The 18886-nt window shown below is 60.3% G+C and carries 14 protein-coding genes; 3 read left to right on the top strand and 11 right to left on the bottom strand.

The window, feature by feature from the left end; translation table 11 throughout:
- Nucleotides 1–17 precede the first annotated feature (17 nt).
- From hisS to ABLU50_RS05180, 7 genes are all read right to left on the bottom strand, one after another.
- Nucleotides 18–1292 (bottom strand): histidine--tRNA ligase, encoded by a 1275-nt coding sequence (gene hisS, locus ABLU50_RS05210; RefSeq protein ID WP_004201891.1) that lies wholly within the window; start codon nt 1290–1292, stop codon nt 18–20.
- A gap of 91 nt (nt 1293–1383) precedes the next feature.
- The gene (gene ispG, locus ABLU50_RS05205; RefSeq protein ID WP_087832037.1) at nt 1384–2505 is read right to left on the bottom strand and encodes a flavodoxin-dependent (E)-4-hydroxy-3-methylbut-2-enyl-diphosphate synthase; all 1122 of its coding nucleotides are present in this window, start codon (nt 2503–2505) and stop codon (nt 1384–1386) included.
- 26 nt (nt 2506–2531) lie between these two features.
- The gene (gene rodZ, locus ABLU50_RS05200; RefSeq protein ID WP_048295284.1) at nt 2532–3524 is read right to left on the bottom strand and encodes a cytoskeleton protein RodZ; all 993 of its coding nucleotides are present in this window, start codon (nt 3522–3524) and stop codon (nt 2532–2534) included.
- 276 nt (nt 3525–3800) lie between these two features.
- On the bottom strand, nt 3801–4967 hold the full coding sequence (locus ABLU50_RS05195; RefSeq protein ID WP_002913894.1) for a bifunctional tRNA (adenosine(37)-C2)-methyltransferase TrmG/ribosomal RNA large subunit methyltransferase RlmN: 1167 nt from the start codon (nt 4965–4967) through the stop codon (nt 3801–3803).
- A 358-nt stretch (nt 4968–5325) separates the two neighbouring features.
- Entirely contained in the window at nt 5326–5757 is a 432-nt protein-coding gene (gene ndk, locus ABLU50_RS05190) for a nucleoside-diphosphate kinase (protein WP_004144312.1), read from the bottom strand.
- A 160-nt stretch (nt 5758–5917) separates the two neighbouring features.
- Complete coding sequence (pbpC, locus tag ABLU50_RS05185; protein WP_087832036.1) at nt 5918–8242, bottom strand: peptidoglycan glycosyltransferase PbpC; 2325 nt, start codon at nt 8240–8242, stop codon at nt 5918–5920.
- Nucleotides 8243–13192 carry an alpha-2-macroglobulin gene (locus tag ABLU50_RS05180; protein ID WP_087832035.1) on the bottom strand — a complete coding sequence of 1650 codons (4950 nt, stop codon included), beginning with the start codon at nt 13190–13192 and terminating at the stop codon, nt 8243–8245.
- Between the two features lie 206 nt (nt 13193–13398).
- On the opposite strand from ABLU50_RS05180, the gene sseA reads away from it, so the two are divergent.
- The 3 genes from sseA (at nt 13399) to ABLU50_RS05165 (ending at nt 16014) form a co-directional block, all read left to right on the top strand.
- A complete protein-coding gene (gene sseA, locus ABLU50_RS05175; protein ID WP_087832034.1) occupies nt 13399–14256 on the top strand; it encodes a 3-mercaptopyruvate sulfurtransferase in 858 nt (285 codons plus the stop codon).
- Between the two features lie 163 nt (nt 14257–14419).
- On the top strand, nt 14420–15070 hold the full coding sequence (locus tag ABLU50_RS05170; RefSeq protein ID WP_087832207.1) for a DUF5066 family protein: 651 nt from the start codon (nt 14420–14422) through the stop codon (nt 15068–15070).
- Nucleotides 15071–15171: 101 nt separating this feature from the next.
- Nucleotides 15172–16014 carry a hypothetical protein gene (locus tag ABLU50_RS05165; protein WP_087832033.1) on the top strand — a complete coding sequence of 281 codons (843 nt, stop codon included), beginning with the start codon at nt 15172–15174 and terminating at the stop codon, nt 16012–16014.
- Between the two features lie 66 nt (nt 16015–16080).
- Here the strand turns inward: ABLU50_RS05165 and sseB are convergent, their stop codons facing one another.
- The 4 genes from sseB to fdx form a co-directional block, all read right to left on the bottom strand.
- Nucleotides 16081–16857 (bottom strand): enhanced serine sensitivity protein SseB, encoded by a 777-nt coding sequence (gene sseB / locus ABLU50_RS05160; protein ID WP_004201877.1) that lies wholly within the window; start codon nt 16855–16857, stop codon nt 16081–16083.
- 96 nt (nt 16858–16953) lie between these two features.
- Nucleotides 16954–18240, bottom strand: a complete 1287-nt coding sequence (pepB, locus tag ABLU50_RS05155; protein ID WP_004201874.1) for an aminopeptidase PepB — start codon at nt 18238–18240, stop codon at nt 16954–16956.
- A 107-nt stretch (nt 18241–18347) separates the two neighbouring features.
- Complete coding sequence (gene iscX, locus ABLU50_RS05150) at nt 18348–18548, bottom strand: Fe-S cluster assembly protein IscX (protein ID WP_002913954.1); 201 nt, start codon at nt 18546–18548, stop codon at nt 18348–18350.
- 1 nt (nt 18549) lies between these two features.
- Nucleotides 18550–18885, bottom strand: a complete 336-nt coding sequence (gene fdx, locus ABLU50_RS05145; RefSeq protein WP_004201872.1) for an ISC system 2Fe-2S type ferredoxin — start codon at nt 18883–18885, stop codon at nt 18550–18552.
- Between the last annotated feature and the right edge of the window lies 1 nt (nt 18886).

The raw sequence follows: 18886 nt of genomic DNA, 5'->3' as shown, positions 1-18886 counted from the left end.
TAATAATTCCCGGGAGATTAACCCAGAAGTGTGCGCAAATGCGCGGCAACGCTCTCCTGCGTTACGGTAGTTTGCTCACCTGAGCGTAAATCCTTCACTACCACGTTTCCGTCAGCGATCTCTGACTCACCCAGCACCAGCGCGACGCGTGCGCCCCACTTATCAGCGCGGGCGAACTGCTTCTTAAAGTTGCCGCCACCGTGGTTGGTCATCAGTTTCACGCCCGGTAGCGCATCGCGAACCTGCTCAGCCAGACGCATGGCGGCGGACTGAGTATCGGTTCCGGAGGCTACCAGGTATATATCGACAACAGGATCGGCTTTAAATTCCGGATTCACTGCCTGGACCAGTAAAACAAGACGTTCCAGACCCATGGCGAAGCCCACGCCCGGGGTGGCACGACCGCCAAGCTGCTCAACCAGACCGTCATAACGGCCGCCGGCGCAGACGGTGCCCTGGGAACCGAGACTGGTGGTCACCCACTCAAACACGGTGCGGTTATAGTAGTCGAGACCGCGCACCAGGCGCTGGTTGACGGTATAGCGGATCCCGGCATCGTCAAGCAACGCGCACAGGCCGGCAAAGTGGGCTTTCGACTCTTCGTCGAGATAATCGCCGAGCGCCGGCGCGTCGTTCAGCAGCGCCTGCACGTCCGGGTTTTTGGAGTCCAGCACCCGCAGCGGGTTGGTATACATCCGGCGTTTGCTGTCTTCATCAAGCTTATCGGTAAACTGCTCGAGATAAGCCACCAGCGCGTCGCGGTAGTTGGCGCGGGCTTCCAGCGAACCGATGGAGTTCAGCTCAAGGCTGACGTGATCGGAGATGCCCAGCTCACGCCACCAGCGCGCGGTCAGCATGATCAGCTCCGCATCGATGTCCGGCCCCTGCAGGCCAAAAACTTCGGCGCCGATCTGATGGAACTGGCGGTAACGGCCTTTCTGCGGACGCTCGTGGCGGAACATCGGCCCGACGTACCACAGGCGCTGTTCTTGATTGTACAGCAGACCATGTTCGATGCCGGCTCGTACGCAGCCCGCTGTCCCTTCCGGACGCAGCGTCAGGCTGTCGCCGTTGCGGTCCTCAAAGGTGTACATCTCTTTTTCAACCACGTCGGTCACTTCGCCGATCGCGCGTTTGAATAACGGGGTCTGCTCTACAATCGGCAAACGGATTTCGCTGTAACCGTAGCTACCGAGCACCTGCTTCAGTGAGCCTTCAATGCGCTGCCAGAGAGCGGTTTCGCCCGGCAGATAATCGTTCATGCCACGGATGGCTTGAATGTTCTTTGCCACGTTTATTCTCTTTATATATACAAAAATGAACCCCGGCGCCTCGCGCCCGCAGGTTCAATCATACACGGGAAGCGTATCGCTTCCCAACACGTTATTTTGCTTCAAGCTGTTGAACGTCAATCCGACGGGCTTCATCGAGCATCGAGGCTTTGGCGCGGATCCGCGCTTCAAGCTGGTCGATCATGTCGTTGTTGTCCAAGCGATCTTTACGCACGCCGTCTTCATACAGGCCGCTTTTCTTGTTGCCGCCGGTCACCCCGAGGGTGGAAACCAGCGCTTCGCCCGGGCCGTTCACCACGCAGCCGATGATCGAAACATCCATCGGGGTGATGACATCTTCCAGACGTTGCTCCAGGGCGTTCACCGTACCGATAACGTCAAACTCCTGACGCGAACAGGTCGGGCAGGCGATGAAGTTAATACCGCGGGAACGGATACGCAGCGATTTGAGGATATCGAAGCCAACCTTGATCTCCTCCACTGGATCCGCCGCCAGCGAGACGCGCAGCGTATCGCCGATCCCTTCGGACAACAGCAGCCCAAGACCGATCGCCGATTTCACCGCGCCGCTGCGCGCACCGCCCGCTTCGGTGATCCCGAGGTGCAGCGGCTGATCGATCTGTTTCGCCAGCAGGCGATAAGACTCTACCGCCAGGAAGACGTCAGAGGCTTTAACGCTGACTTTAAACTGATCGAAGTTAAGGCGATCGAGATGATCAACGTGGCGCATAGCGGATTCGAGCAGCGCCTGCGGCGTCGGCTCGCCATATTTTTCCTGCAGATCTTTTTCCAGCGAGCCGGCGTTGACGCCAATGCGGATCGGGATGTTTTTATCCCGTGCGCAATCTACGACCATGCGGATGCGCTCTTCATTGCCGATGTTGCCTGGGTTGATACGCAGGCAGTCGACGCCATATTCTGCGACTTTCAGCGCAATACGGTAGTCAAAGTGGATATCGGCGACCAGCGGGACATTGACCTGCTGTTTGATCAGTTTGAACGCCTCGGCGGCGTCCATCGTCGGAACAGAGACGCGGACAATATCCGCGCCTACGCGCTCTAACGCTTTGATTTGATTTACGGTCGCAGCCACATCAGTGGTGCGCGTATTGGTCATTGACTGAACGGCGATGGGAGCCCCATCGCCAATTGGCACATTACCAACGTAAATACGTTTAGATTTTCTACGTTGAATCGGAGCCTGGTTATGCATGAAAAATCTCCCGCGTTACCCGTCTGTTACTGCGCCGGTGATGATTCGGCATTAAGGGTCAGACGCGCAACCTGGTTAGTTCTGATAAAACGACTTAAATCGACAGGCTTGCCCAGATACTGGATCTCTACCGCAGCCGGGGCGCCAATTTTCAGCTTATACGGCGCCTGACCGCTCAGGTTCAGGTTTCCGCCTTTACGCTGCAGGCCGCTGAACAATTTTTTGCCGGTGGCATCGCTCACTTCCAGCCAGCAGTCGGCGGAAAAGTTCATCACCAGATCCTGCGCCGATGCCGCCGGGTTCGTCACGTTCGCCTGATTGGTCGGCAACGGCGTGGCCGGGGTAGCCGGCGCCGTCGGGGCTGCGCCTGCGGTATCGACATTGGCCTGGGAAGGCGCGACAACGGCGTTATTGTCCGCTGGCGTCTGAGCCGGTGCGCTGGTGGTCGGGGCGCTGGCGGTATCGGTTGGCGCGCTGTTCGCAGCGCTATCGGCGGTCGGGGCTGCCGGGGCGCTGGTATCCAGCGGCACGCTCTGGCTACTGGTGTCGCCGCTGTTCAGCTCAGCGGAAGACTGATCGGCCATGGTGGAGATCTCTTCCTGCTGCGCCTTATGGTCTTGCCACCACCAGGCGCCGCTCAGGCCGATAACCACAAACAGCACCAGCCAGGTGAAGCTCATCAGCCAGCCGTCGCGTTTTTTGCGACGTTTACCTAAAGAGAAGCTCTGCATTGGCGCGACTTTCGCCGCACGGATGGGCGCTTGCTTGGCCATCATCGGCAGCAGCTCGTCTTCTGGAATATGTACGAGGCGAGCATAGGAGCGGATGTACCCGCGCAGGAAGGTGGAAGCGAGGTCGGCAGGCGCCTTATCGTCTTCAATATCACGAACCGTGGACACCTTCAGGCATAAGCGTTCTGCCACCGCTTGCTGGCTAAGTCCGAGTTGTTCGCGGGCGTGACGCAGACGCGCGCCCGTGGTGTTTGCTTCTTGATGATCTTGAGTGGCTTCAGTATTCATTCGCTACAACTACTGGTACGTGAAATTTAAAGTTCAGCGCGGGAAAAAGCCGGCGCCGCGAGACATCTGTGGTACGTCAGCCTCACAGTATAGGACTGTCAGCCGCGCGATCACAGAGACGAATCAAAATTGAATGCTAAGCGGTTGTTGTGCCGCTACATACTGCCTCAAAGTCGACAAAAACGCACCGTAATTATTAACCGAATCAGCGTATTTCGCCTGGCTATTGGTCATAAATATGGCCCGTGCCGCCTGCGCTGCACGGGCCATCATTTGTCAGACCGCTTTTACGTCAATCGCTTCGCCCTGCATCCGCTTACGCAGCGTGCGCTTGGTACGGTCGATAACATCGCCCGCCAGCTGACCGCAGGCGGCGTCGATATCGTCGCCGCGCGTTTTACGCACGATGGTCGTAAAGCCGTACTCCATCAGGACTTTGGAGAAACGGTCGATGCGGCTGTTGGAGCTGCGGCCATACGGCGCGCCCGGGAACGGGTTCCATGGGATCAGGTTGATCTTACACGGCGTATCTTTCAGCAGCGCCGCCAGTTCGTGGGCGTGCTCGGTGCCGTCGTTGACATGATCCAGCATCACGTACTCGATGGTCACCCGGCCCTGGTTGGCGTTGGACTTCGAAATATAGCCGCGCACCGAGTTGAGGAAGGTCTCGATGTTGTACTTTTTGTTGATCGGGACGATTTCGTCACGAATAGTATCGTTCGGCGCGTGCAGGGAGATCGCCAGCGCGACGTCGATCATATCGCCGAGTTTATCCAGCGCCGGCACCACGCCGGAAGTCGACAGGGTGACGCGACGTTTGGAGAGGCCAAAGCCGAAATCGTCGAGCATGATTTCCATCGCCGGAACGACGTTGTTGAGGTTCAGCAGCGGCTCGCCCATGCCCATCATCACCACGTTGGTGATCGGACGTACGCCGGTGGTCTTCACCGCGCCGACGATTTTCGCCGCGCGCCAGACCTGGCCGATAATTTCGGAAACCCGCAAGTTGCGGTTAAAGCCCTGCTGGGCGGTGGAGCAGAATTTACACTCCAGCGCGCAGCCTACCTGGGAGGAGACGCACAGGGTGGCGCGGTCTTCTTCCGGAATATAGACGGTCTCGACGCGCTGATCGCCAACGGCAATCGCCCATTTGATGGTCCCGTCGGTTGAGCGTTGTTCTTCAACTACTTCCGGGGCGCGGATCTCCGCCACTTCTTTCAGTTTACTGCGCAGGACTTTGTTGATGTCAGTCATCTCATCAAAGTCGTCGCAGCAGTAGTGATACATCCATTTCATCACCTGATCGGCGCGGAAAGGCTTCTCGCCCATGTTTTTGAAAAACTCGCGCATCTGCTGACGGTTTAAATCCAGCAGGTTGATTTTGGCATCTTTGTTCGGCACCGTCAGAGCGGCGGTATCAGGCGTGACAATTTGTTCAGACATAATGTTTTCCGGCCTCGTTATTACACGTTATGGCCCCAGGTGGGTTGAAAAAGAAACGCCCCGGAGAGCGACAGCTCGTCCAGGGGCGCTATATTCTACAAATTCTGGCGCATCATTGCCACGTTTGCACAAAGCAATGATAAAAAATCTGTAACTGACTGCTCAATCCTCTAAGGCTTTTCGATTGTCGCAAGGCGGCAAGCAAGTGACAAATTCGTCGGGAACGAATTTGACCAGCCGTAGGCTGGCCTCCGGTGAGAGGCAGGAGCCTCTCATTAATCCCCGGGAGCATAGATAACTATGTGACCGGGGTGAACGCGCGCAGCCAACGCCGCGACGGTCGAAAAGACGACGAGGATTAGCGAGTGCGCGGGCAAACCTCGCCTTCAGCAAAGAAGAACGCGATTTCGCGAGCAGCGGATTCTACAGAGTCGGAACCGTGGGTGCCGTTCTCGGTGAAGCTGTCAGCGTAGTCAGCGCGCAGGGTACCCGCCAGCGCGTTTGCCGGGTTGGTCGCGCCCAGCAGGTCACGGTGACGCTGAACCGCGTTTTCGCCTTCCAGGACGGAAACCACGATCGGGCCGGAGGTCATGAACTCAACCAGACCGTCGAAGAACGGGCGACCTTCGTGCTCAGCATAGAAACCACGAGCCTGCTCAACGGTCAGGTGCAGCATTTTAGTGCCGACGATTTTGAACCCTGCAGCTTCAAAGCGGGAAAAGATGCTGCCAATAACGTTTTTTGCCACCGCGTTTGGTTTGATGATGGAAAAAGTACGTTCAATAGCCATGATTACCTCTAATTAAATGTTCTGTTGTTGCACATACGATCGTATGGCCTGGCGCGCATTATAATGAGCATCCCCGCCCCTGCCTACGGATGAAGGTAACATTTTGTTAAAATAAGATGAGTATTGAAAATACAAACCGCCAACAACAAATTTACCCTGGTTATTGCAGGGTGAAACGCGCGGCCGCCGTTTGCCCTGCCTCATCCATCACCACCAGCTGCCACTCGCCGGGCTTATCCAGGGTTAGCGTGGTTCTCGCGCCGGCGGCATCTATCGGCTGGCCGTTGATAAACCACCAGCGCCGACCTTCCCCACCGCTGGTTTGCAGGGGCAACATCACCCGCGCCTCGCCCGGCAGACGTTTAATCACCGCCCCCTCGCGGACCCCGGAGAGCACCAGCGGTGCGACATCCTGAGTTTGCAGCGGCGGACATGCCCTTGATGCCGGCCCCAGACGCGCGGCGCGACGCTCACCCGGCGGTAGCCAGGGCTCCAGCGGCAGCGGCCAAACCTCAACCACCGTTTCGCGCGCCCCGGGACAATCCGCCGCCACCCGTTCGCCGTGTTCATTACGCCACACCGGGAAGCGGATCCCGCGCACGCCCTCCTGCCCCGGCAGCAGCAGGGTCGGCGGCTGGCTGTCTTCCAGCAGCCAGCTGGCCAGGCGACGACGGCAGTTGCTGTCGCCCGCCGGCAGCGCCTGGCCGCCGGGCCAGCAGAGCGTCCCGCGGCTGACCGTTGCCGGGCGCGGATCGACCGGCAGGCCGCCGCGGCTCATCGCCGGGCGGGCGAGCAGCAGATTATTGACCTGATTGAGCAGCGGCACCGCGCTGGCGAAACCAAACTGCCCCACCACCGGCGTACCGTCCGGACGCCCGGTCCAGATGCCTATCAGATAACGCGCATTGAGGCCCACCGCCCATGCATCGCGATACCCGTAGCTGGTGCCGGTCTTCCAGGCCAGCGGCACCACTTGCGGGAGTGAGGCATCGGGAACCGGTTGCGCTTCGCCGGCCAGGATGCGCCGGACGATCCACGCCGCCCCCGGGGATATCAGCGCCCTTTCCACCAGCGGGTCTCCGGGCTTCATGCGCAGCCGCGCCGCCTTCCCGTGGCGGGCAAAGGCGCTGTATGCCGCGACGATATCTTCCAGCCTCGCCCCGGCGCCGCCGAGGATCAACGACAGATTTGGCTCGGCACCGGCGGGCAGCATCAGGGGCAACCCGGCATTGCGCAAATTCGCCGCGAAACGTTTGGGCCCGTAGGCTTCAAGCACCTGGACCGCCGGTAGATTCAGGGAGCGCACCAGCGCCTCGCTGGCGCTCACCGGGCCGTGAAAGCCGCTGTCAAAGTTACCGGGGCGATAATCGCTAAAGCGCCGCGGCACATCCTGCAATAACGACGACGGATGAATCAGCCCCTCATCTATCGCCAGCGCATAAATGAAGGGTTTCAACACCGACCCCGGCGAACGGACCGCCGACGCCATATCAATGTGGCCAAAGCGGCTGTCGTCCGTAATATCCGCCGAACCCACCCAGCCGCGGACTTTCATATCCGTGTGATCGACCACGACCATCGCCAGCGAACTGCGCGGCGGCAGGCGCGATTTCCAGTTCAGCGCCAGATCCTCAAGCTGCCGCTGGAGTCCGGCATCGAGGGTCGTCACCACCTTTTCATCACCACTGCTCGCCAGCGCCCGACGGGCGAAGAGCGGCGCCAGCTGCGGCATCTGGCGCGGAAACAGCCACACCGGCTCCTCCATCGCCTCCTTTACCGCCTGCTCCGGCCAAACGCCCTGACTGACCATACGCGCAAGCACTTTATCGCGCGCCGCCTGGGCCCGCTGCGGCCAGCGGTCCGGACGTAAACGGCTGGGCGCCTGGGGCAGCACCGCCAGCAGCGCCGCCTCGCCGTAGCTAAGCCTGGCAGGCGGCTTCCCGAGATAGGCCCAGCTGGCCGCGCCGATACCCTGCAGGGTGCCGCCAAATGGCGCGCGGTTCAAATAGAGGGTCAGAATGTCGCTTTTTGACAGATGCCACTCCAGCTGCAGCGCACGCCACAGCTGGCGCAGCTTGCCGCCGAAAGTGCGGGGGTGGGGATCGAGCAGGCGCGCCACCTGCATGGTAATCGTGCTGCCGCCGGAAATGACCCGCCCGGAGGTGAGATCCTGCCAGGCGGCGCGCACTACAGCGAAGGGATTGACCCCCGGATGGCGCCAGAACCAGCGGTCTTCATACTGGATGAGCGCCTGAAGATAACGCGGCGACACGTCGGCGAGAGTGACCGGATAACGCCAGACGCCCTGCGCGTCGGCAAACCGCCACAGCGGCGTCCCGTCTTCCGCCACCACCACGCGGGCGGGCGTAACGTCCCGCAGCGGCAGCGGCCACAGGCGATCGGCCGCCAGCACCGCCAGCCACAGCAGAAAAATAAACGCCGCCAGCCCGCGCCAGCAGCGTTTTACCTGAGGCAATACGCGCATTTACGGCGTCACGGTGAGCGGGCCGCTAGCCGCTCCGGTCGCCCGCCACTGCGGCACATACATCGATTCCACCTTCGGCTGCGGGACCTGGTAAGTGCCCGGCGTCACCGCTCGCGCCAGATAGACCAGCGTCACCGGCTGACCTTCATTGACCGCGACTGCGGCGACGAAGCGGTCATCGCGGAACTCGATATGCTGAATATCCGCCTGCTGCATCTGGTTAAGCAGGTTTTGCACCGCTTCGCCATTCTCCTGCAGGCTGGCGCTGCTGTTGGCCAAATTCTGGTTTTCCAGCTCCAGACCTGCTGGCAACAGATCAACCACCAGCGCGTCAGGCACGTTGCGTTTGGCGGTCACCTCCAGCTTGACGAGTACCAGTTCGCCGCTGCGCAGTGATGACAGCGATTTCTGCTGCCCCTGGGTATCGAAAATAGTTCGTTCAATCCCCAGGACGTTACCGCCCGGCTGCGGCGCGCTTTGCGGATAGCCGCTGCTGTCAAGGCGCAGCCACAGCGGTTGACTGCCGGTGTTGCTCACCTGCAGTGCCGCCAGCCGATCGCCGTCGAGGTTGCGGGTTTGCGCTTTGTCGCCGGTCAGCGGCTCCGCCTGCAGCGAGGTTTGCGCCTGCCAGCTGCCCGGCAGGTCGGCCAGCGGCCGTCCGGCAAGGAACAGGGCGTTGGTTTCCTGGGTCGACAGCCAGCGCTGGCCATAGGCCTCTTCCGACAGCGTGCTCAAAAGCTGATTTTGCACCTCCGGCAGCAGCTTATTCTCTTCCAGCAGCGCCAGCTTCAGGGCGTCATCGCGAAGCGGGCTACCGTAATCGCCCAGCCAGCGTTTCTCATCCTGACGCGGGGTGGCAACCGCCAGCTTCAGCGCGGCGTCGCCGCGCGGCGCATCGCCCATGGTTTTCAGCGCGATGCCGAGCTGCAACAGCGGCAAGCCGGATCGCGCCTGGTCGTGACGGCTCCAGATTTCACGTAAGGCGCCGAGGGGGGCTTTTTGCTGACGCGCCAGCACCAGCGCGGCATAGGCCTGAGCGGCAAAGCGGCTGGCCTGGGCGTCGTCGCTGTAGCGTACGGTCATCAGCCCCGGCTCCTGCAGGTAGCGCAGCAGGCGTTCATTGCCTTTATTGATAGCGTTGACCGGCACGCTGTAACCCTGCTCGCCGGCGCGAACGAGGAAATCCATGGCGTAAGCGGTCAGCCAGTACTCTTCCGGCCCCTCTTTATCCCATAGCGCAAAGCCGCCGTTTTCCAGCTGCATCTGCAGCAGGCGCGAGATGCCAACATCGATTGCCGCGCGGCGTTTTTCGTCGCTATCGCCGCTGATGCCCAGCGCCTTTAGCTGCGCCGCGCTGGTATACAGGGACGGGAACAGGCCGCTGGCGGTCTGCTCAAGGCAGCCATAAGGATAGGCTTTCAGATCGCGGATATAGCGCGCGAGATTCAGCGGCGGCTTGCCGCTGAGCAGCAGCTGGCCCTGCAGCGTCTGCGGGGCGAAACCTGCCGATTGTGCCGCTGGCGCCTGCCAGCTTTCGCCGGGCTGCAGCACGGCGCCGCTGTTGACGGTCTGCGCCGGGAACGCCGGACGAACGCCGATTTTCCACTGTTTCTGCAGCGGGGCGAAGGTTTCCCCCGGCAGGCTCAGGCCGCTGATCGTGGCGTTCACCTGGCCATCGCCGAAGCCCGCCAGCGCGCTCACCGGCACAAACAGCGTGCTGCGTGCCCCCGGCGCCAGCTGCACCGGCGGCAGTTGACCCTCGGTCAAGGACACCAGCCCGCTGGCGGCAAGATGCACCTGCAGGGTTTGCGGTTTATCGGTCAGGTTGCTGAGATCCAGCGCCAGACGCGTAGTGTCGCCGCTGGCGAGGAAGCGCGGAGTGTTCAGCTCGGCGATGACCGGGGCGGCCACCACCACTTTATCTTCGCTGCTGCCAAAGTCATTCGCCGTCCAGGCCTGAGCCATCACCCGCAGTTCGCCGTTAAAATCACCGATCGGCAGCGTCACCGTCCCTTCGCCCTGATCGTTCAGCACCACCGGCTGCGCTTGTTGGGCGATGATGGTCACATGATTAACCGGCGGTTTACCGCCACGTTTTAACTCGTCGCCATCGCCGCCGAAGCGCAGGCTGGCCACACGTCCCTGTCCTTCAATGACCTGGCCGTAAATATCATAGATATCCGCCCCATAACGTTTCTGGCCAAAGAAGGCGTTCCACGGATCCGGGGTGGCGTAATCGGTAATATTCAGCACCCCGCTATCGACCGCCGAGAGCAGAACGTTCACCTGTTTCGGCGCCTCGCCCTCTTTGACGCTGGCTTTCACTTTCACCGTCAGCGGCTGGTTGGGGCGCATTTTATCCGGGGCCTCCAGCGCCAGCGTCAGGCGACGGTTTTCATCGCCCAGCGGCAGATGCAGCAGGCCCACCGCGCGTTTCGGCGTCGCCGAGCGGGATTTATCGCCAGGACGAACCACCAGCGTGCTGAGGTAGAGGTCGTGGCGATTCCAGGCTTTATCCACCGGGATCGAGAGGTCCATCCCCTCGGCAGGTACGTCAATCTCCTGCCACCACAGCGGCCCTTCGCTGGATTCCACCATCGCGTAGCCTTTACCCGCCGCCGGGGCAGCAATGTGCAGCCTGATGGTGTCACCCGGCTTATAGCTCGGTTTATCCAGCTTCATGGTGACCCGGTCCGGGCGCGCTGCGCCGGTGCCTTCGCTGTTATCCTGCCAGCTGTAGCCCGCCCAGAAGCGCACGCTGCTGACGACATCGTCCGGTCCTCTCACCTCCAGGCGATAGGAGCCCCACTCTACCGGAAAGCTCACTTTACCGATCTGGCCGGCCTGCAAATCCAGCGACTCCTCGCCCTCCTGCAGATCTTTTTGATCGAACTGCGACTGCCAGCCTTCGCTGTCGGACCAGTTCCAGTAATAATCGCGGCGCTCGCGGATCAGCCGTACCTGCAGGCCGGAAACGGCTTTTTTCTCGCCTTTGGCGTCGGCATAGACGATATCAAACGCGGCGTTGCTGTTTTCATCCACCACCGGCTGCTTCACCGTAGTGTCAGTGCGGTAGTCGTAAACGTCCTTCAGGGTAAATTGCGGGCGGATCCCCGGCAGCGCCTCGGCAGGCCAGATCGGCTGCATAACCGTACGGGTGACCGGACGCCCGCCGGACTCCAGCAGGCTCGCCTGCAACACCACCTGCAGCGGCGAATGGCTATCCTGCCACTGGCTTGAGGTGGTCACTTCACCATGGCCGTTTTCATCCAGCGTCAGCTGGACTTCATCAAGGCTGCGGGAGAGATTTTCTTCCGCGATATCGCCGAACTGGAAGCCCGGCAGAGCGGCGACGGCGTCGCGCAGCGGGCGCAGGAACAGTTTGCCCTGCAGCTGGTTGCCGCTGGCCGGCGCGCCGTAGAGATAAGCGCCGCTGACGCCAAAGGCGACATCGGCATTCGGCGCGACAGGCGCCGCCTGCGGCGTCAGCTTCAGCGCCATGCGTTCCGGCATGAAGTCTTCGACGTGGAAATCCCATTCGCGGGGCTGATTGTCGCCAGTGCTGGCGCGAATGTGCCACATGCCGGTGGCCGCGCCGCTGTCGAGCGGATAAGTAAACTGGTACAGGCCGTTAACCGGCTTGCTCATCACCGAGCGGATCACCTGGCCATCCGGCTGGACCACCTCCAGCTTCACCGGCTGTTCCGCCAGCGGCTTGCCGTCGCTATCGCGCAACAGCGCATTGAGGATCACCGTTTCGCCCGGACGATAGAGATCCCGTGGGCCAAACATAAAGAACTGTTTACTGAAGCCAGGCGCGCCGGCAATGGAGAACTCCGCCAGATCCAACGCCGGCAGTTTGAGGTCAAGGAGCGTGGTCTGCCCCTCTTTGCGCGCCAGCAGCAGCGCGGCTTCTTTATCGGTTTGCAGGGTGACGTGGCCCTGGCTATCGCTTTTCGCCTGCGCCAGGGTCTGCCCTTTGGCGTTGAGCAGCTGGACGTCGATACCAGACTGGGCGGCGCCGTTTTCCAGGCTCTGGGTAAAGACGTCCAGCCGGTTGTGGTAACGATGCGCCGACACGCCGATGTCGCTAAGGGTAAACAGCGTCGCCGCGTTGCTGTAGCTATAATGACCCGCCGGGTTCATGACCGCCACGTAGACGCCAGGCTGCTGGAGCGGCTTGATGTCGCTCAGCGGCAGCAGCAGCTTTTCGCGGGTATTGCGCGCCGGATTGAGGTCAAAGCGGCCGCTGTATACCAGATCGGCCATCTTCAGCAGCTCGTCGGATTCCCAGTTGCTTAATGAATTGCGGTATTCCCACTGACTGACGAAGGCCGAGAGCGATTCCGGCTTAATGCGGAAGAAGTTCACGTCGACGTTATCAACGTTCAGCGCCATCACCGGCAGCCCGGCGATCACGTTGCCCGGCAGCAGCGAGCCGCGGCTGGCAAACCCAACGCTTGGCGCGATATCACGGGTGGTCAGAGTCTTCTCGAATGGTTTATCGAGCGTCGCCTTGTTCAGGGCGACCAGCGTCGGGTCGACCGAGACAATCAGCTCGCGCTTTGGCTCCAGATGACGCAGACGCAGCTCTTTGAGGTTCGGCGCCAGCTCCCAGGCGCCATCTACCTTACCGCTCTTCTTATCCACCAGGTGTACGCTGCGGGAGAAATCCTGGTCCGGCTGCAGCGGCACGGAAAAGGTCAGCACCAGGGTCGCGGCGCCATCCAGCTGCACCTCCGAGGCGTCGAGCAGCGTCAGCGCTTTGCCCTGACTTTTTTCCGCCAGCGCCGCCAGCTGGGCGCTGTCCGGTTTTGCCGCCGCGCCAGGGCCGCTATCGGCGGCCGGCGTCGGGGCCGTAGCCTGCGGTGCACCGCTGTCATCACACCCGGTTAATGAAAATGCGGTAAGGAGCGCCAGTGACAGCGCCGCTAAACGAAATGGTTTCATCCTTCTAACCCCTCGGCCGGTGGGCCTGATGCAAATTATCACTTTTTATTATGCGTTAAGGCGGCGCTTCTCAACAGTGATGACGCGGGTTTCTGCCGATTAATCAGAAAAGTGCCGTGACGTCGTCCCCACTCTGGCGTCCTTAACTTGTCAGCACCCGATAAAACGCCGACAATTCAGTCATGAATAGTAAAACGGAGGCACCTATGTCCACCTCGTTTTTTGTCGCCGCCGACTGGCTGGCGGAACATATTGATGACCCGGAGATCCAGATTATCGACGCCCGCATGGCGCCCGCCGGACAGGAGGCCCTGCGCGATATGGCCGCGGAGTACCGCGCCGGCCATGTGCCGAACGCGCTGTTTTTCGATATCGAGGCGCTGTCCGATCACACCAGCCCGCTGCCGCATATGATGCCGCGCGCCGAGGCGTTTGCCGTCGCCATGCGCGAACTGGGCGTCTGCAGCGATAAGCACCTCGTGGTTTATGACGAAGGCAATCTGTTTTCCGCGCCTCGCGCCTGGTGGATGTTGCGCGCCTTTGGCGTGGAGAAGGTGTCGATTCTGGCCGGTGGACTGGAGGGCTGGCGCCGCGACGAACTGCCGCTGGAACAAGGGGTGCCGGAGGTGGCCGAAGGGGAATTCGACGTGCGCTTCGATCCTCAGCAAATTAAGCGCCTGACCGACGTGCTGCTGGTCAGCCATGAAGGGTCGGCGCAGATTGTCGATGCGCGTCCGGCGGCCCGGTTTAACGGCCAGGCTAACGAACCGCGCCCGGGCCTGCGGCGCGGGCATATTCCCGGCGCGCTTAACGTGCCGTGGACGGAGCTGGTGATTAACGGCGAGCTGAAGACCGTCGACGAGCTGAACGACATCTTTTTGCGTCAGGGCGTCGATTTTGACCGGCCCATTATCGCCAGCTGCGGCTCCGGCGTGACGGCGGCGGTGGTGGTGCTGGCGCTCACCACGCTTGGCGTGAACGGCGTCTGCCTGTACGACGGCTCATGGAGCGAATGGGGGGCGCGCAGCGATCTGCCGATTGAACCGGCTCCTGCCGCTCAGTAAACGCCGCATGGCCGCGGGCCCCTGGTCCGCGGCCACTAAATAATTTCTGATTTTCCCCGCCTCTTTCTCCTGCCAGCCGCTAAACCGGTTACTCTGTGCTGCCGCAGGGCTTGCGCCTGCCGGGTTCGCTTTACTGCCGCCCACTATATAAGGAAATTGAATGATGGCTTTTTCATTACCGGATCTCATGGATGTCGTACACAAGCACAACCGCAATCCCACCCCGAAACCGATGCCCGTAGACGAAGTGGATCGCCTGCGAGTACGGAAATACCGCGATCCGCAAAATAGCGAAACCGTGGCACTTCCGGAAAGTTTGAAAGCGCTGCTGGCTTACGATTGCCAGCTGACAAGCCCCCACGGTCAACGGGTGCTGGAATCGGTTCTGGACGCCATTGATGAACATGGCGTCCTGCTTTCCGACTCGCTGGATGAAGATGCTTATTATATGAATGGCCTTGATATGATCGGGCTGGATATTGAAGAGCTGATGCCCGTCTGGAACAACGATCCGCGTCTTCCTGCCCTGATTCGCCTCTGCCATCCTGGGGATCAGCAGGTATTTATCTATGTCACCGAGCGTGATGAACAGGGTGAATATCCTGTCGTCCGCTTCGAGGGTAAAGAGAATGACCTTTGGCTGGCAGAATCGTCACTGATTGAATATCTGCAGGAGATTTTTGCCGGTGGAGAGGAGAGCCACGACGAATGGCAGCATCAGCAAGCCCTCAACCAGGCACGCGATGGCGCCTTGCTGGAGCTGGAATATCTTCATGAGGATCTTTACGCCAGGCTCGAAGGTTGCCCTGACTAATTCACCATCTCCCGCCGAAAGCGCGCTTAACGGGCGCCGTCGGGGCCAGCTCCAGGAGGGAGCGCTTAATCCCTAACCTGATGTCACCACAAGGAGTGAAAATGGCATTAGTCTCCAACCCACATTCTGCTTATTCCCCGCGCCTTCCCTGGCTGGGGGGCATCGCTGGCCTGCTGGTCGGCGGCGCGATCCTCTATTTTTGGCCGCAATGGAACCGAACATGGTTAAGCCTGGTTCCTGCGCCCGTTTCCGTCTATACCCGCTTTCTCGGCGTCACTTTGGCAGACGTCCCGCTGATCACCTATGGTCATCAGGCGCTGCTGGGTTTTCTGATGGTGCTGCTCGCGCCCGGTTATGGTAAATCGACGCTTGCCGCATGGATGATGCACAACCCGGCGTCAAGCCGCCGCTGGCCCGGCGAGGTACTCCGTGCCTGGGTGACGAAATTTGGCCTGCTGGTCATGGTCTTTTGCAATCTGTTCTTTTTGTCCCGGGTCGGATCCGGGACCCTGGCGTTATATATTTTTATTCTCCAGCACATCAGCGTTGCCGCGGCGGTGACGTCAGGAGGGCTGCTGCTGCGTGACGCCCGACGTCTGGCCCGCACATTCGATGCTCAGCTGGCGGATCTGCGCCTTCTGATGCTCCTCACCCTCGGATTCCAGACGATTTTGCCGGCGCAGATCGCGCTGATGAGCGCCCGGGGCGTGAATACGCCGCTGGGCTGGTATATTGTCAGCGCGCAGATGGTGGGGGTGTTACTGGCGTTTATGCTGGTCGCCGGGCTGGTAGCAGCGCTACGCTATCTGTTGGGAGAGGAAAGGTGCCGGGCCTGGCGCGGGGATATGGCGCTCTTCAACGGCATCGTCACATTGTGCGTGACGGGATTTCTGCTCTATCACATGGTGTCAGCCTATCCGCGGATCGTTGCCGCCCTGCATTAATCTTTGCCAACCCGCTTTTGCATCGAGCTGAAAGTATAGCGAAACCGGGGGCTGCCGCCCCCGCTGTCAGATAATGCGGTTTTGTTTGAAATCGCGCAGGAAGCTGCCCCAGCGCTTTTCATAGAACGGCGTGATATGGGCAATCATAAAGTGGCTGATGCCCTTCTCGCCGTCTACCACCTGGCAAATATCGATCGGCTCATCGCCGGGCAGGGTATCGGTGGCCACGCTGCCGGTGGTCTGAATAATGGACTCGATATCCCCTTCCGCTTCAATGCCGATAAGCAGATTAGCAGGCGCGTCGGCGTGCTCTTTGATCGAGCACAGGAACGCCCGCTTGACGGTTTTCAGCGTTTTGAACAGCGTGGTCAGCGAATCCACCATCTGCGCCGGCGGCTCGGCGACTTCAGACAGCAGCAGCGCTTCGCCCCCCTCCAGCACCGTCTGGGTGCTGAGCGGGCTGCCCTCTTCCCCGAGCAGATGGCTGATTTCCCGCGGGGTGAATTCTTTACCGCTCGGCAGCTTCGGGTTGAGGAACAGCGATTCGCCGAGAGTCATCGCCATCAGCGTGCGGGCCGGCATCATCACGAAAGCCTGTTCGTCTTCCACCGCCTGCTGCAGAGCCTCCAGCGAAGTGAAGAACGGAATGACCGACGTGCCGTCATCTTTTTCCCAGTGCTGCAGATCCAGCGCGCTATCTTCGACAATCTGCTCGCCATCGGCTGCGCTGCCCGGTACCCAGACGGTGGCCTCAAGCAGCGCGCTGAAAAATGCCGGACGATGAGCGGGCTCGGTAGCCGCTTTTTCCAGCAGGGTTTCTAATTCGTTTTTGGTTTCGGACATAGTTTGGCTACTTCAAAAATCGCCCGGCGGCGCGACGTCCGCACGGGCCTGCGGATTTTCCAGGCCGGGTAAGCGTAGCGCTACCCGGCAAGGCCATTACTCAGCCGTCAGCAGATTGGCGATAGTACGTACGCCAAGCCCCGTCGCGCCCGCCGACCACTGCTCAACGGCCGATTTGCGGTAGGTTGCCGAACAGTCGATATGCAGCCAGCCCTGGTGGTAGTTTTCCACGAAGTGGGACAGGAAGCCCGCCGCGGTGCTGGCGCCGGCCGGATAGGCGGCGCTGCCGGTATTGTTCAGTTCCGCGAAGTTAGACGGCAGCTGATTACGGTGGAATTCGGCCAGCGGCAGACGCCAGAACGCTTCATTTTCCGCCTGGGCGCTCGCCAGCAGGCGATTCGCCAGCGCATCGTCAAAGCTGAACAGCGCGTGGTAGTCGTTGCCGAGGGCGGTTTTCGCCGCGCCGGTCAGGGTGGCGGCATCGACGATCAGCTCAGGCTTCTGCGCCGAAGCGTCAATCAGGCCATCCGCCAGCACCAGACGACCTTCGGCGTCGGTGTTCATCACTTCGACGGTTTTGCCGTTGCGATAATGAATAATATCGCCCAGTTTGAAAGCGTTGCCGCTGATCAGGTTGTCGGCGCAGCACAGATAGAGCTTCACGCGCTTATTCAGCCCGCGGGTAATGGCGAAAGCCAGAGCGCCGGTGACAGTCGCCGCGCCGCCCATATCGGACTTCATTGAATCCATAAAGGCGCTCTGTTTGATGCTGTAGCCGCCGGAATCAAAAGTGATGCCTTTACCTACCAGACAGGCGTATACCGGGGCTTCTTTATCGCCGGTCGGGTTATAGTCCAGCGCCAGCAGAACCGGCGGACGCTCGGAGCCGCGGCCGACGGTGTGCAGGCCGAGATAGCCCTGCTCACGCAGATCTTCGCCTTTGGTGATGCGATAGCTCATCTTTTCGCCCGCCACGCTGCACAGCAGGTCAACGGCGCGCTGCGCCAGCTGTTCCGGGCCCAGCTCTTCCGCCGGCGCATTGATGGTGTCGCGCACCCAGTCAATAATGGTCAGACGGTTATCCAGCTCGCTTTTCTGCACATCGTCCAGGGTCGGCCATTCAACTTTTCGGGTGCCTTTCGGGCCTTTATAGCCCGCCCAGAACGCCCACGCGCGGTCGGTGTTCCAGCCTTCGCCGCTTAACGCGACATGCTTGATGCCCATGCCGTCAATTTTACGCGCCGCGCGCTGAATCAAGCCCAGGTCGTCCTTACCGTTGAGATGCAGGGCAATGCCATCATTATTAATGCTGTAAGACGCCTTCTCTCCCCAGCGCGCATCGGCTGGCTGAGTGGAAAGCGTAATCTTCATGGCTTCGGTCATTATCATTATCCTTCTTAGCAAACGGGCCACCGTATGGCAGCCCGTAACGTTCTCTCGCTCGATGATTCATCCGACTTTATACCGCCGCATAAATCATGACGCGAAAATTATTCGGCTTCGTCTAACCAGACTAACAGAATCGCCTCGAGAATTTTTTCATTGGATGCGTTCGGATCATCATCAAACTCTTCCAGATCGCAAATCCACTGATGCATGTCGGTAAAGCGAACGGTTTTTGGGTCGAGGTCAGGGTAAGCGTCATACAGCGCTTCGCCGATTTCACGACTGTCGGTCCATTTCAGTGCCATATTAGTGCTCGCGTGCGTGGTTGATGGTGTAACGCGGGATCTCAACGACCAGATCTTCGTCGGTGACGCGCGCCTGGCAGCTCAGGCGGCTGTCAGGCTCCAGTCCCCAGGCTTTATCCAGCATATCGTCTTCATCTTCGGTACTTTCCGCCAGCGAGTCAAAGCCTTCACGCACGATGCAGTGGCAGGTGGTGCAGGCACAGGATTTTTCGCAAGCGTGTTCAATCTCGATGCCGCTACGCAGCGCCGCATCCAGAATAGTCTCACCGGTCTCAGCTTCCACAACGATGCCATCCGGACACAGGTCCTGGTGGGGCAGAAATACAATTTTTGGCATT

Source organism: Klebsiella sp. GG_Kp173, assembly GCF_040062415.1.
Taxonomy (GTDB): domain Bacteria; phylum Pseudomonadota; class Gammaproteobacteria; order Enterobacterales; family Enterobacteriaceae; genus Klebsiella; species Klebsiella quasipneumoniae.
This window is presented reverse-complemented; position numbering and strand designations above follow the sequence as displayed.